Origin of the sequence: Amycolatopsis sp. NBC_01286 (genome assembly GCF_035982555.1) — a bacterium.
Lineage (GTDB): Bacteria > Actinomycetota > Actinomycetes > Mycobacteriales > Pseudonocardiaceae > Amycolatopsis.
Genome location: NZ_CP108428.1, coordinates 7,670,173 through 7,684,157 on the forward strand (window position 1 = coordinate 7,670,173; position 13,985 = coordinate 7,684,157).

At 71.2% G+C, this 13,985-nt stretch carries 9 protein-coding genes; 1 reads left to right on the top strand and 8 read right to left on the bottom strand.

What is annotated here, in order from left to right; genetic code table 11:
• The first annotated feature begins 9 nt into the window (after positions 1-9).
• On the top strand, positions 10-672 hold the full coding sequence (locus OG570_RS35670; RefSeq protein ID WP_326953303.1) for an O-methyltransferase: 663 nt from the start codon (positions 10-12) through the stop codon (positions 670-672).
• Between the two features lie 76 nt (positions 673-748).
• On the opposite strand, the gene OG570_RS35675 is transcribed toward OG570_RS35670, so the two are convergent.
• Genes OG570_RS35675 through OG570_RS35710 form a run of 8 tightly spaced genes read right to left on the bottom strand, consistent with a single transcriptional unit; the run spans position 749 to position 13,659 of the window.
• Positions 749-2,281 carry a 4-hydroxyphenylacetate 3-hydroxylase family protein gene (locus OG570_RS35675; protein WP_371827526.1) on the bottom strand — a complete coding sequence of 511 codons (1,533 nt, stop codon included), beginning with the start codon at positions 2,279-2,281 and terminating at the stop codon, positions 749-751.
• On the bottom strand, positions 2,263-2,814 hold the full coding sequence (locus OG570_RS35680) for a flavin reductase family protein (protein WP_326953304.1): 552 nt from the start codon (positions 2,812-2,814) through the stop codon (positions 2,263-2,265). The genes OG570_RS35675 and OG570_RS35680 overlap by 19 nt, the downstream gene beginning before the upstream one ends.
• The gene (locus OG570_RS35685) at positions 2,811-4,673 is read right to left on the bottom strand and encodes an anthranilate synthase family protein (RefSeq protein ID WP_326953305.1); all 1,863 of its coding nucleotides are present in this window, start codon (positions 4,671-4,673) and stop codon (positions 2,811-2,813) included. Before OG570_RS35685 ends, OG570_RS35680 begins: the two co-directional genes overlap by 4 nt.
• On the bottom strand, positions 4,670-5,314 hold the full coding sequence (locus OG570_RS35690; protein WP_326949602.1) for an isochorismatase family protein: 645 nt from the start codon (positions 5,312-5,314) through the stop codon (positions 4,670-4,672). The genes OG570_RS35685 and OG570_RS35690 overlap by 4 nt, the downstream gene beginning before the upstream one ends.
• A 10-nt stretch (positions 5,315-5,324) precedes the next feature.
• Complete coding sequence (locus OG570_RS35695) at positions 5,325-6,092, bottom strand: 2,3-dihydro-2,3-dihydroxybenzoate dehydrogenase (RefSeq protein ID WP_326953306.1); 768 nt, start codon at positions 6,090-6,092, stop codon at positions 5,325-5,327.
• Entirely contained in the window at positions 6,089-7,339 is a 1,251-nt protein-coding gene (locus OG570_RS35700; protein ID WP_326949600.1) for a 3-deoxy-7-phosphoheptulonate synthase, read from the bottom strand. Before OG570_RS35700 ends, OG570_RS35695 begins: the two co-directional genes overlap by 4 nt.
• A gap of 51 nt (positions 7,340-7,390) precedes the next feature.
• Positions 7,391-11,812 (bottom strand): non-ribosomal peptide synthetase family protein, encoded by a 4,422-nt coding sequence (locus OG570_RS35705; protein ID WP_326953307.1) that lies wholly within the window; start codon positions 11,810-11,812, stop codon positions 7,391-7,393.
• Positions 11,813-11,868: 56 nt separating this feature from the next.
• Positions 11,869-13,659, bottom strand: coding sequence for a non-ribosomal peptide synthetase (locus OG570_RS35710; RefSeq protein ID WP_326953308.1), 1,791 nt, complete (start codon positions 13,657-13,659; stop codon positions 11,869-11,871).
• Between the last annotated feature and the right edge of the window lie 326 nt (positions 13,660-13,985).

The following is a 13,985-nucleotide window of genomic DNA, read 5'->3' on the forward strand; positions in this document are numbered from 1 at the left end:
TCGGGAGACATGAGCGAAGACCAGTGGACGAAAATCGACACCTACACCTCGAACCTGATGGTGGAGCACGACGCCGCCCTGGACCTCGCGGCCAAGGCCAGTGCCGAGGCCGGGCTGCCGGAGATCGCGGTGGCACCCAACCAGGGCAAGTTCCTCCACCTGCTCGCCCGCACCCACGGCGCGCGTCGCATCCTCGAGATCGGCGCGTTCGGCGGCTACAGCGCGATCTGGCTGGCCCGCGCGCTGCCCGCGGGCGGCACGCTGACCACGCTGGAGGCCGAACCGTCCTTCGCCGAGGTCGCGCAGCGCAACATCGACAACGCCGGCCTGTCCGACGTCGTCGACCTGCGCGTCGGCAAGGCGCTCGAGACCCTGCCGGAGCTGGCGGGCGGCGAGCCGTTCGACCTCGTGTTCATCGACGCCGACAAGGCCAACATCCCGGAGTACTTCGGCTGGGCCCTGAAGCTGACCCGCCCGGGCAGCGTCATCGTCGTGGACAACGTGGTGCTCGACGGGCTCGTCATCGAGGCCGACAGCCCCAACCCGGCGGTGCAGGGCGTGCGCCGGTTCAACCAGCTGGTGGCCGACGAACCGCGCGTCACGGCGACGACCGTGCAGACCGTCGGCAGCCGCGGCCACGACGGGTTCTGCCTGATGCTCGTCGAAAGCTGAGGAACCAGCTGACAGACGCACGACCGGAGGGCCTTCCCGCACCGCGGGGAGGCCCTCCGTCACGTCGTGGCTCACGTCAGAGCCGATCGGGGTTGATCAGGTCCGGTGCGGTCCAGCCGTCGAGGTCGTACTCGGCCAGGCACTGCTCGGCGAAGCCCTTGTAGCCGTCGACCTGCCCGGACGCCTGCTGGGCGGTGAGCATCTCGATCCGGACGTTCTCGTGGTTGCCCGAGAAGTTCCGCTCGTAGAGCTCGTTGCGGCCGGCGAACTCCGTGCCGACGGAGTCCCAGATCAGCTTCATCAGCTTGACCCGCTCGACCGCGTCGTAGCCCGACGAGCCCCGGACGTACTTGTCCAGGTAGGGCCGCAGCTCCGGGTTCTGGAAGTCGCTGGCGTGCGAGTTCAGGTAGATCAGCGCGCTGCCCAGGTCCTGGTGGATGATCTCCCGCACCCGCGGGTAGCCGATCGTCATGAACCAGCGGTAGGCCATGCCGTAGTCGAGCTTCGGCAGCACCGCGCCGTCCTTCCACGGGTCCGGGTTCAGCGCCATCGCATCGCTCAGGCCCCAGAACATGTTCCGCCACGCGATGACCTCGCCGATGCGGGTCTGGATGCCGCGGAAGTCCTTGGTGCCGGTGACGTCGACGCCCTTGAGCAGCAGCCCGGCCAGGAAGTCCAGCTTCACGGCCAGCCGCGTCACGCCGTGGAACGTCGAGCGGTTCAGGAACCCCGACGCCGACAGGAACGTCGCCGCCTTCGCCTGGTCGCCGTAGACGAAGACGTTCTCCCAGGGGATCTTCACCTTGTCGAGCACGAAGATCGTGTCGTTCTCGTCGAGCCGGCTCGACAGCGGGTAGTCGAACGGGCTGCCCGTCGTGTCCGCCTGCAGCGCGTAGGACGGCCGGCAGATGAGCTTCAGCCCCGGCGAGTCCATCGGCAGCGTCGCCACCAGCGCGAACTCGCGCTTCTTCACCGGCAGCCCGTAATGGGCGATGAAGTTGCCGTGCGTCAGCGCGGACCCGGTCGCGACGACCTTGGCGCCGCTGACGACCAGGCCGTCGTCGCGTTCCTCCTCGACGTGCACGAACACGTCCCCGACGTCGTCGGCCGCCTTGTGCCGGTCGACGGGCGGGTTGATGATCGCGTGGTTCCAGAAGAGGACCTTCTCCTGCGCCTCGGCGTACCAGCGACGCGCGTTGCCCTCGAACTCGCCGTAGTAACCCGGGTCGACGCCGAGGGTGGCGAGGAAGCTCGCCTTGTAGTCCGGGCTGCGGCCCAGCCAGCCGTAGCTCATCTTGGCCCACTCGGCGATCGCGTCCCGGTCGCCGATCAGGTCCTGTGCGGACCTCGGCGCGCGGAAGAACCGGTGCGTGAACCCGCCGCTGCCCGTGTCGGTCGGCGTGGTCAGCACGTCCTGCTTCTCCGGGTCGTGCAGCGCGTCGTACAGCCGCGCGGTCATCCGGGCGGTGTTGCGGAACGCCGGGTGCTTGGTCACGTCGTCGACGCGTTCGCCGTAGGCCCAGATCTCGCGGCCGTCGCGGATGCTCTCCAGGTACTCGTCCCCGGTCAACGGCCGGGTCGTCGTCTCGCTCACTTGCCTGCCTCCCATCGTTGGGGTGTCGGGTCGTCCAGCGACCACGACCAGTGCGGTGCTTCGGGGTCTTCGGCCAGCCGCGGGAACTCGCCGCCGAAGAACAGCAGCGGCCGCCCGCCGGCCAGGTCGAGGCCGGTCACCTCGCCGACGTGCAGCACGTGGTCGCCGCCGTCGTAGGCGCGCCACGGGGTGCACTCGACGTGCCCGACCGTGCCGCCCAGCCGCGGCACCGGCGAGTCGAGGTCGACCCACGGCACGTCGTCGTCGGCCAGCGGCTTGCCCGCGAAGTGCATCGCGACGTCCTGCTGGTCCTCGGCGAGGATGTTGACCACGAACGGCCCGTCGCCGAGGTGCTGCACCGAGCGGCTGCGCCGGTCCAGGGAGACGAGCACGAGCGGCGGGTCCAGCGACACCGACGTGAACGCGTTGACGGTCGCGCCGCGCACCATCGGCCCGCGCCGGTAGGTGACGACCGTGACGCCGGTGGTGAAGTGGCCGAGGAAGGTCCTCAGCCGGGCGCGGTCGAACGCCGGGGCGGTCGCTGTCATGAGCTGCCTCCTTCGGTCGCGTGGTCGACGACGTCGCGCAGGATCGCCGGACCGTCCTCGGTGAGGAAGGACTCGGCGTGGAACTGGATGGTCGCCAGTCCCGGCCCGCGCAGGCCGATGACCTGGTCGTCGAGCCCGCGGACGACGTCGGCGGGCGCACGGCCGGGCACCGCGACGCGGTCGTCGGCCGTCCGCGCGGCGAAGCTGTTGTAGAACCCGACCGCACGGCGGGTGCCTTCGATCGTCACGTGCGCCTGACGGCCCTGGTTGGGCCGCGCCAGCCGCTGGACGGACAGCCCGAGTTCGGCGCAGAGCATCTGGTGGCCCAGGCAGACGCCGACCAGCGGACGGCCTTCGCGCAGCAGATCCGCGGCCAGTGCGCGCAGCCGGCCGACCTTCGCGCCGCCGACGTCGTTGGGGTCGCCCGGGCCGGGGCCGAGCAGCACCAGGTCGTTGTCCGGCAGCTCCCCCGCGTCCCACGGCACCGTCGTCACGTCGCAGTTCACCGACTTGAGCTGGTAGGCCAGCATCGAGGTGAACGCGTCTTCGGCGTCGACGACGGTGATCCGCACCCGGGACCCGGTGCCGGGCCGGGCGCCGTCGAGCCAGAACCGGGACTTCCCGTCGTTGCGTGCCTTCAACGCCGAACGCACCTCGTCCGACGACGTCGACGGCGGTGGCGAAGCCGTGGCGGCGCGGGTTTCGCCGGAGAGCGACTTCAGGACGGCCGACACCTTCGCCGTCGTCTCGGCGGCTTCCGACAGCGGCGCCGACTCGCGGACGATCGTCGACCCGGCGGCCAGCCGGACGTCGCCGCCCGGCGAGATGTCCGCGGTGCGGATGAGGATCGCCGAGTCCAGGGAGCGGCGGCCGTCGTCGTCGCTGCCGACGAGCCCGATGACGCCGCTGTAGTAGCCGCGCCCCTTCGGTTCGTACCGGCGGATCACGCGGCAGGCGTTGACCAGCGGGCTGCCGGTGACGGTCGGCGCGAGCAGCGTGTGCCGCAGCACCTCCGTCAGCGGCCGGCCGGTCTCGCCCTCCAGGGAGTACTCGGTGTGGGCCAGCCGCGACATGCGCCGCAGCCGCGGCCCGGACACCCGGATGCCGCGGTCGCACAGCTCGGCCATCATCTTCAGTTCCTCGTCGACGACCATGCAGAGCTCGTCGGCCTCCTTCTCGTCGTGGAGGAACTCGAGCAGGCCTTCGGCGTCGGCGCCGCCCTCGGGATAGCGGTAGGTGCCGCTGATCGGGTTCATCGTCACCGTGCGGTCGAACAGCCGGACGTGCTGCTCGGGCGTGCTGCCGAGCAGGTACCGCTCGCCGGTGAAGACCAGGAACGTCCAGTACGCCCCGGCTTCCGCGCCCAGCAGGCGCTTGAAGACCGCCCGCGCGACGTCGTCGTCGAAGCCGGGGAACCGGCCGCGCAGGCTGCGGGAGAGCACGAAGTTCGCGCCCTCGCCGGCCCCGATCTCGTCGTCGAGGATCCGCTCGACCGTGCGGGCGTACTCATCGTCGCCGAGGTCGAACGCGCGGTCTTCCAGCGGCGGGACGCCGTCGGGCAGCGCCGCGAGGGTCTCGGCGACGGTGAGGGTCGTCTGGGCCTCGATGTCCATCACCTGCAGCGGGACCTGGTCGTCCGGGCAGTCGTAACCGCGCTCGGCGAGCTGCCGGTACGGGAGCAGCACCAGTTTCGTGTGCCGGCCCCGGCCTTCCCACGAGCCGTCGTCCAGGGTCAGGTCGGCCAGCCGCTCGGCGGTGCGGACCGGGCCGGAGACGATCTCGACCTGGTCGCCGCGGCCGCTGCCGGGCCGGTGCAGGATCGCGTACGGCGAGCCCGCGCGGATGGGCAGGGGACTCACGTGACCACCGCCCCTTCCAGCTCGCCGACCAGCGCCGCCGTGGTGGTCGCGACGGCGCAGTTGCGGGCCGCGTAGTCCACCGCGAGCCGGTGCTCGTCCGGGCCGAAGTCGGCGACCGCGTCGGCGACGAAGAACGTCTCGATGTCGTGCGTGAACGCCTCGACGGCGGTGACCAGGCAGCCGACGTGCGCGTAGATCCCGCAGACGATCAACTGGTCGCGACCGGCCGCGCGCAGCCGGTCGAGCAGGTCGGTGCGGTGGAACGCGCTGTAGCGCCACTTCGTCAGCACGACGTCGGACGGCGTCGGCGTCAGTTCGTCGATCACCTGCCGGTCGGCCGGGGTGGCTTTCATGCCCGGGCCCCAGATGTCCTGCAGCAGCCCGCGGTCCTCGGGTGTCATCGAGCCGGGCTGGGCGGTGTAGAACACCGGGATGCCCAGCCGGTCGGCCGTTTCCCGCGCCTGGACGACGTTGCGGACGAGCGTGCGCCGCAGTTCGCCGTCCTCGGGGTAGAAGCCGAGGAAGTAGCGCTGCATGTCGTGGATCAGCAGGGCCGCGCGGCCCGGGTGGGGCCGCCAGGTCGCGGTGCTGGCCGGGACGGTGGTGGGCAGGTCGTACGGTTCGATCGTGATGCCGGTCATCAGGCCTCCTTCAGACGGCGCCGAGGGCCGCGCCGCCGTCGACGAGCAGGGTGGCGAGGGTGACGTGCCGGGCCTCGTCCGACAGCAGGAACGCGACGCTGCGGGCGACGTCCTCGGCCACGCCGATCCGGCCCAGCGGGATGCCGAGGCGGAACTGGCCCGGGTCGCCGTCGACCGTGGCCTGCCGCCCGGTGTCGTCCGTCCACATGGAACGCAGCATCGGCGTGTCGGTCGAGCCGGGCGCGACGACGTTGCAGCGGATGCCGAGCGGGGCGAGGTCCAGGCCGAGGCTGTGGGTCAGGCTGGTCGCGGCGGACTTCGACGCGGCGTAGGCGGCCATGTGGCTGCGGGGCACCCCCGCGGCGTTGGACGCCACCGTGACGATCGAGCCGCTCTTGCGCGCCGCCATCCGGCGGGACACCGCCCGGCAGACGTGGAACACGCCGGTCGCGTTGACCGCGAACGTCTCGTTCCAGTCCTCGTCGGACAGCTCGGCCACCCGGCCCATCCGCAGCACCCCGGCGACGTTCGCCAGGCCACTGATCGGCCCGAAGCCGGTCTCGACGTGCTCGACGGCGGCGTCGACCTCCGCGCTGGAGGTGACGTCGACGACGTGCGTCTCCACGCTGCGGCCGTCGTCCAGCAGGGGTTTCGCAACCTGGGCGAGGGCGTCCTCGTCCCGGTCGAACAACGCGAGGGTGTGGCCGCGTTCGGCCAGGAGGGTCGCGGTGGCGGCGCCGATGCCGCTGCCGGCTCCGGTTATGAGGGTCACGGTCATGACGCCAGCTCCGTCCTGAGTTCGTGGGCCGCCTCGGGCTGCCAGTGCGCGGTCAGCGCGACGGCCTGGGTGAGGTTCAGCCGCGGGTCGCACAGCGTCGTGTAGCCGGGCCCGCGGGCGGCGGTGATGCCGGCGCCGTGGCATTCGGAGATCTCGCTGGGCGAGGCCTCCATGTGCAGCCCTGCGCAGGCGCCGCCCTCGCCGGTGACGATCCGGACGAACTGGCGCAGCTCGTTCATGATGTCCTCGAGCCAGCGGACCTTGAGCCCGTCGTCGGCGACGACGGTGTTGCCGTGCATCGGGTCGCACAGCCACAGCACCGGGTGCCCGGCGTCGCGCACCGCCCGCACCAGCGGCGCGAGTTCCCCGATGCGGGCCGCGCCGAACCGCGGGATCAGCGTGAGCCGCCCGGGCGTGCGGAACGGGTCGATCTGCCCGCAGAGCTTCAGGACGTCCTCGATCGGCGCCTTCGCGCTCACCTTCGCCGCCACCGGGTTGACCACAGTGGACAGCAGGTGCACGTGGGCGCCGTCCGAGCGCCGGGTGCGTTCGCCGATCCACGGCCAGTGCGTCGAGGCGAGGTAGCTGCGGCCGCCGGGCATCCGGCGCACCAGCGGGACCTCGTAGTCCAGCAGCAGGGCTTCGTGACTGGTCCAGATCCGGCCGGCCGGCTCGGCTCCGGTCCCCCGGCCGAGGCGGCCGATCGACGCGCGGACGCCGAGCGCGGCGTCATGCGCGTCCAGGATCCGGGTGGGGTCGGGCCGCCGGGCTTCGGCGGTCGGTTCGGGGCTGTTGACGATCGGGCCGCGGTAGACGGGCAGCTCGTGGCCGTCGACGTTCTCGACGTTCTGCGAGCGGGGTTTGGCGTACTGGCCGGCGATCCGGCCGACCTCGAGGACCGGGCGGCCGGAGCCGACCCGCATCACCTCGGCGAGCGTGTCGAGCATGCCGATCTTGCGGGCCACGGCCCGGACGCCGGTGTCAGCCGGGTCTTCGGCGCAGTCACCCGCTTGAAGCACGCAGAACTCGCCTTCGGCGGCGCGGGCCAGCAGGGACCGCAGTTGCAGCACCTCGGCGGCGCCGACGACGTCTTCACGCTCGGACAGCGTGTCGCGGACGCCGGCGAGCTCGGCCGGGTCGGGCCAGTCGGGTTGCTGGGCGGCGGGGTAGTCGGACAGGGTCTCGTCGCACTGATCGGCGGCGCGGTGCAGGACCGGCCGGGCTCGTGCGGGCAGCGTCTTCCTCATCACGCATTCCTTGCTTGAGCCGGATATCGGGAGCACGGGGACGAATCGGCGTCAGCCGGTGAATTCGCCCGTTTCACGGAAATAGCCGATCATTTTCGTGAACACGGCCGGGGTGATCTCCGGCCAGCACAGGCCCAGCCGGGCGAGCTCGCGCCCGGTGTGCTCGTTGCCGTAGACGTTGTCGCCGATGTCGAGGGCCCCTTCCTGGTAGAGCGGGGCCATCGCGGACAACGGGTTGTCCCGGTCGGCCAGCGCCGCGCGCCATTCCTCGACCGGGATTTCGCGCAGCGGGTAGCCCAGCTCGCGAATGGCTTCGTAAACGACGTCGAAGGTCTTGATGCCGGGGTTGAACAGGTGCCAGGTGCCGTTCTCCGCCGGGCGGGCCTTCGCCAGCCGGACCAGCGCGCGGCCGACGAAGTCGACCGGCAGGAGGTCGGTGTCGTGTTCCTCGGGCGGCGGGACGACGCCGAGGGCGAGGAAGCTCTTGACCTGCCGCCAGAGGAAGTCCTCGGACTGCAGCGCGCCGGTCTCGCTGTCGCCGGCGATCCGGCCGATGCGGTAGATCGTCACCGGCACCCCGCGGTCGCGGGCCAGCCGCGCGACCTCCTCGGCGACCCACTTGCTCTGGGTGTAGCCGATCGTCAGGTCGTGCGCGTCGTCCGGGACGTCGTCCTCGGTGATCGTCTCGGGCCGCGGCTTCGGCGAGAACACCGCCACCGTGGAGGTGTAGTGCACCGGCTTGACCGGCCCTGACGCGGCGAACTCGACGATCCGGGCCAGGCCGTCCACATTGGCCTGTTTCACCGAGGCGTACGGCGCGACGAAGTTGATGTGCGCCGCCGTGTGGTGGATGGTGCCGACGCGGTGCGCGAGGTCGTCGTAGTCCGCTTCGGACAGTCCCAGCCGCTCGGCGGCGAGGTCGCCGGGGACCGCGGTGACGCGGTCGCGGTCGAGGGACTTCCCGATGCCGTAGCGGTCGGCCGTCGCGGAGATCCGGTCCCACGCGGCGTCGGCGTCGGTGGCCCGGACCAGGCAGTGCACCCGGTCGGTGGTCTCGGTGAGCAGCTCGCGCAGCAGGTGGATCCCCAGGAACCCGGTCGCGCCGGTGAGCAGGACGTCGTCGGCGGTGGCGCGCGGTGCGCCGTCCGGAACGCGGATGTGGTCCGGCAGCCGGACGTCGGCCCGCAGGTCGACGCGGTCGCCGGTGTCCTCGCCGGAGCGCAGCGCGTCGATGCGCGCGGCCATCCCGCCGACGGTCGGGTTGTCGAACAGCACTCGCAGCGGCACGTCGACGTCGAACCGCTTGCGCAGCCGGTACATCAGCTCGGTGGCGAGGATCGAGTGGCCGCCCGCGGCGAAGAAGTCCTCGTCCAGGCCGACCCCGCCGGTGCCCAGCAGGTCGGTCCACGCTTCGGCGATGGCCTGCTCGGTCGGCGTCTCCGGCGGCCGCGACGCGGTCGTCGTGCCCGGGTCGAACAGGTCCGGCAGTGCCTTGCGGTCGATCTTGCCGCTGGGCGCGATCGGCAGCGCGGCGAGCCGCACGAAGTGGGACGGCACGAGGTAGTCCGGCAGCGTCCCGGCGAGCGCGGCCCGCACCCGCACCGGGTCGGGTTCCCGTTCGGTGACGAGGTAGCCGACCAGGCGGCGGTCGCCGGCGCCGAACGTCACCGGGGCCACCGCGGACGCGCTGACCTCGGGCAGCTCGTTCAACGCCGCCTCGACCTCGGCCGGTTCGACGCGGTAGCCGCGGATCTTGATCTGGGTGTCGGCGCGCCCGAGGTAGTCGAACTCGCCGTGCCGGTCGTAGCGGACCAGGTCGCCGGTGCGGTAGAGGCGCCCGAACGGCGTCTCCACGAACCGTTCACGGGTCTGCTCGGGCAGGCCGTGGTAACCCGGCGAGACCAGGTCGCCGCCGAGGTACAGCTCCCCCGGCACCCCGGGTGGGACGAGCCGGCCGCCGTCGTCGAGGGCCAGCATCGACAGGCCCCCGATCGGGCCGCCGATCGACGGCGCCTCCGGCCAGCCGGCCGGGTCGCCGCTCAGCTCGTGCGCGGACGCCAGGTGCGTCTCGGACGGCCCGTACATGTTCAGGAACCGGATTTCCGGCCGCCGCGCGAAGAACGCGCGGATCTGCGGGGTGATCACCAGCTGTTCGCCGACGGAGGCGACCTCCACCAGGTCGGGGAACGGCTTGTCCTCGGCGACCGCGGCCAGCTGCTGCACGGCGACGTACGGCAGGTAGGTCCGGGAGATCCGGTGGTCACGCAGGAAGCCGCTGAGCCGGTGCAGGTCCTTTTGCAGGTCTTCGTCGATCAGCACGAGCGTGCCACCGGCGCAGAGCGTCCCCAGGATCTCCATCACCGAGACGTCGAAGGACAACGTCATGTACTGCAACGTCCGCCCGGTCGCGCCGATCGGCGACGTCCGGCGTTGGTACTCGACGAGGTTAGTGACCGTCGCTTCGGTGAGCACGACGCCCTTGGGACGCCCGGTCGAACCGGAGGTGTAGATGACGTAGATCTCGTCGTCGCCGGTCTTCAGCCGGCCCAGGTCGGTCTCGTCGGTGGCTTCCGCGTCCGCCGACTCCAGCACCAGCGCGACGCCGGAGTCCGCCAGCATGTACTCGATCCGCTCGGCCGGGTACGACGGGTCGACCGGCACGTACGCCGCGCCTGCCTTCAGGACACCCAGCAGCGCGACGACCATGTCCGGCGACCGCGGCACGTGGATGCCGACGCGGTCACCGCGTCCGACGCCCTTCGCCCGCAGGTCACGGGCCAGCCGGTTGGCGCGGCCGTTGAGCTCGCGGTAGGTCAGGACGCGGTCGCCGTGTTCCAGCGCGGGCGCGTCCGGGGTGACCGCGGCCTGCGTCTCGAACAGCTCCGCGACCGGACGGCGGGTGGTGTCCTCCACCGGCGGCGCGCACCACGCGAGCACCTCCTGCTCCTGCGCGTCCGACAGCAGCCCCAGTTCACCGACGGTGCCGCCAGGATTCGCGACGAGCGCTTCCAGCAACCGGACGTACCGGTCGCCGAACTCCTCGACGGTCTCGCGGTCGAACAACGCCGTGTCGTACTCGAACACCCCGCGCAGCGCCGTGCCGTCCTGCTCGACGATCAACGAGAGGTCGTACTTCGAGCTGCGGCTGACGTAGAGGTCGAGGTCGGCGTCCAGGCCGAGCCGGTCGAGGGCCGCCCAGTCGGAGTCCGGCAGCACGAACATGGTCTGGAAGACCGGCGCGTGGCTCGGGCTGCGGGGCGGGTTGACGCGCTCGATGACCTTCTCGAACGGCGCGTCCTTGTGCCGCAGGGCTTCGGTGATCTCGGTGCCGGCCTGCGCGTACAGCTCCCGCAGCGGCTGGTCACCGCGCACGCCGTGGCGGAAGACGACCATGTTGACGAAGTAGCCGAGCATCCCGGCCGTCTCGGGCAGGTCCCGCAGCGAGACCGGGCTGCCGATCAGGACGTCGTCCTGGCGCGTGTGCCGGTGCAGGAACGCCGCGTACGCGGCTTCCAGCAGCATGAACAGCGTGACGCCTTCGTCGGCGGCCAGGGCGCGGACCTGCTCGGTCAGCTCCGGCGGGAGGTCGAACCGGACGATGTCGCCGCGGTGCGACTGCTCCAGCGGCCGCGGCCGGTCCGTCGGCAGGTCCAGCAGCGGCAGCGGCCCGGCGAGCCGCTCTTCCCAGTACCCCAGCAGGTCGGCCAGCTTGTCGTCGCGGACGGTCTCCCGCTGCCGGCGGGCGAAGTCGCGGTACTGCGGCCGGTCCGGGCCCTCGTCGAACGGGTCCCCGGCGAGCGCGGCGTGGTAGCGGGTGAACCACTCGGTGAGGAACACCCCGGCCGAGGCCGCGTCGAAGACGATGTGGTGGATGCTGCAGACGACGTGCGTCGGCCCGTCCGGCTCGGCCGCGCAGACCACCTTGACCAGCGGGCCGTTCCCCAGGTCGAACTCGGTGTCGACGACCTCGGCGACGACGTCGTCCAGCGGCCGCTCGACACTCAATTCGACGGTCGAGAAGTCGGCGACCGGGTCGGGGTTGACCTGCTGGAAGACCTCGCCGCCGTCGGCGGTGAACGTCGTGCGCAGGATCTCGTGCCGGGCCAGCACGGCCCGCAGGCTCTCCTGCAGCACGGCGGTGTCCAGTGGGGTCTTGACGGTGAACACGAACGGCGCGTTGTAGGCCGCCGGCCGCGGCGAGTACTGGTCGATGAACCAGATGCCGCGCTGGCCGTAGGAGGCGGGGGCCGGGCCGCTGTCGTGGCTCGCGGTGAGGCCGGGCGGGCCGCCGCGCAGGTCGTCGATGTGCCGGGCCAGGTCCGCGGGGTCCTCGTGGCGCCGGACGTCCTCGGCCCCCAGCGTGATCCCCAGCAGCGCACCGAGCAGCCCGGCGAACTGCTCGTGGCCGGCCACACCGTCGGCGGTGACGCCGGAACGGGCCCGGCGGATCACCGACTCGAGTGGGTTCTCCATGGTGTCAGTACCTCTCCGATCATCGCGGCCCCCCGTGCGTCGGTTCGGTCTGCCGCTCACCTGGCGGCGGCGCCGGCCCGCAGGGACTCGACGTGCTCGGCGAGCTTGCGGACGGTGCCGTGTCGGAACACGTCCTCGGGCCGGACCTCGACCGCGAAGACCGACTGCAGGCCGGAAGCGAACTTCACGAAGTGCAGGGAATTGCCGCCGTGCCCGACGAACGGGTCGGTGACCGAATAGTCGTCACTGCCGATGATGTCGCGCCACATCTGCAGAATGACCGTTTCGAGGGGGTTCGACATGCGTTGCTCCTTTTCTGCTCGGGGATCTTCCGGCGGCCGGGCGCGCGGGTCGTGCAGTGCGGCCCGGTCGATCTTTCCGTTGAGGTTCGCCGGCATCGCTTCGAGCCGGCGGAAGTCTGACGGGATCATGTGCTCCGGCAGGGAATCGGCGAGTTGCGCGATCAGTTCGCCGGTGCCGATTTCCTGCCCGCTCCACGTCGTGTAGAACGCGACGAGGCTCTTTTCGTTCGCTTCGTTCCCGAAGGCCTTGACCACGGCGTGCTCGACGTCGTCGAAGGACTTCAGGGCGAGCTCCACGGCGCTGGTTTCGACACGGAACCCGCGGATCTTCACGAGACTGTCGGACCGGCCGACCAGGACGACGTCACCGTCGGGGGTCAGCCGGGCGAGGTCGCCGGTGCGGTAGCGGGTGCCGCCGTCGACGAACTTCCCGGCCTGGGCGTCCGGCAGGTTCAGGTAGCCGTTGGCGACGCCGGTGCCGCCGATGCACAGCTCGCCGACGTCGCCGGGCGGGCACGGCTTGAGGTCCTGGTCGAGCACGTCCATCGTGACTCCGGTCAGCGGCTTGCCGACTGGCACCCGGTCGAGGTCGCGGACCGCCGGCGTGATCGGGTACAGCGAGGAGATCGCGGAGTTCTCGGTGCAGCCGTAGCCGTTGAAGATCGCGGCGGTGGTGTGCTCGGCCGCGGTCGCCAGGTGCGCCGGCGACGGGAAGTCGCCGCTGACCATGATCACGCGCAGCTGCCGCAGGGCGTCGAGTTCGTTGTCGACCAAGAGGTTGAACAGTCCACAAGGCAGGCTCAGCACGCTCACGCCGTGCTTGGTGATCACGTCACGCAGGTCGGACAGCGACGGCAGGCCGGGCGGCAGCAGGACGAGCTCGGCGCCGTTGAGCAGGCTCAGCCAGAACTCGTTGCCGGACGCGGCGAAGGAGAACGCGGCCAGCTGCACCAGGCAGTCGTCCGGCGTGATCGTCAGCTTCGGGTCCGCGACCGCGAGCCGGGCGAGGCCGCGGTGGGCGAGCCGGACACCCTTGGGCCGGCCGGTGGAGCCGGAGGTGAACAGGACGAACGCGTCGTCTTCGGCGGCCGGCGCCTGGTCGAGGTCGTGGTCGTCCTGGGACGCGCTTTCCTCCATCAGGTCGGCGACGTGCGCCTGCCGGACCGGCAGGTCCGCCTCCGCCAGCGACGGCTGTCCTTGGTGGACGACCGTGCGCAGGCCGGTCTCCTCGACGATGTGGCGGATCATCTTGGCCGGGTAGGCCGGGTTCAGCGGGACGACGCAGCCGCCCGCCTTGAGCACCGCGAGCAGCGCGACGACGAGGTCGGCCGAGCGGTCCAGGTAGAGGCCGGCCGGGGCGCCGTCACGCACCTGCGTCAGGCGCAGCGTCCGGGCCAGCCGGTTGGCGCGGGCGTTGAGGTCCGCATAGGACACTTCGGGGCCGTCGCCGCTCAGCGCCGTCCGATGTGGACGCAGCGCGGCGGCGCGTTCGAACAGCCGTGGCAGCACAAGCTCGGGCACGGCCGGGTTCCCGTCGACGGGCATGGATCCCCCTGTTCGGTGCCGATGGCGATCGCCTTTACCGCAAGGAAGCGGCACTAATGATCAATTCAGGCGAGATGATTTCTTTTCAGCAACCAGTATGCAAACGGCCCGGAAGCCTGTCAACCGCGGGCAATATCAATGACCCAGCGTTGCCTTTATCGCCTGAAAACGATTACCCGAGAAATTGTTTATCGCCGCGAATTCGCGCGCGTACGGTACCGGCCATTGCGGTCACGGCAACCCGGGCGCGGGAATCCGATGTGGATTGCCGACGGTCAGCGGTGCGCACTGGTCCGATCGGTGGAGAGGTGTCGCGGGAGCACCGG

Coding starts and splice junctions, on each gene's coding strand:
- OG570_RS35670 (WP_326953303.1), top strand. CDS start 10: ATGAGCGAAGACCAGTGGACGAAAATCGACACCTACACCTCGAACCTG.
- OG570_RS35675 (WP_371827526.1), bottom strand. CDS start 2,281: ATGGGAGGCAGGCAAGTGAGCGAGACGACGACCCGGCCGTTGACCGGG.
- OG570_RS35680 (WP_326953304.1), bottom strand. CDS start 2,814: ATGACAGCGACCGCCCCGGCGTTCGACCGCGCCCGGCTGAGGACCTTC.
- OG570_RS35690 (WP_326949602.1), bottom strand. CDS start 5,314: ATGACCGGCATCACGATCGAACCGTACGACCTGCCCACCACCGTCCCG.
- OG570_RS35695 (WP_326953306.1), bottom strand. CDS start 6,092: ATGACCGTGACCCTCATAACCGGAGCCGGCAGCGGCATCGGCGCCGCC.
- OG570_RS35700 (WP_326949600.1), bottom strand. CDS start 7,339: ATGAGGAAGACGCTGCCCGCACGAGCCCGGCCGGTCCTGCACCGCGCC.
- OG570_RS35705 (WP_326953307.1), bottom strand. CDS start 11,812: ATGGAGAACCCACTCGAGTCGGTGATCCGCCGGGCCCGTTCCGGCGTC.
- OG570_RS35710 (WP_326953308.1), bottom strand. CDS start 13,659: ATGCCCGTCGACGGGAACCCGGCCGTGCCCGAGCTTGTGCTGCCACGG.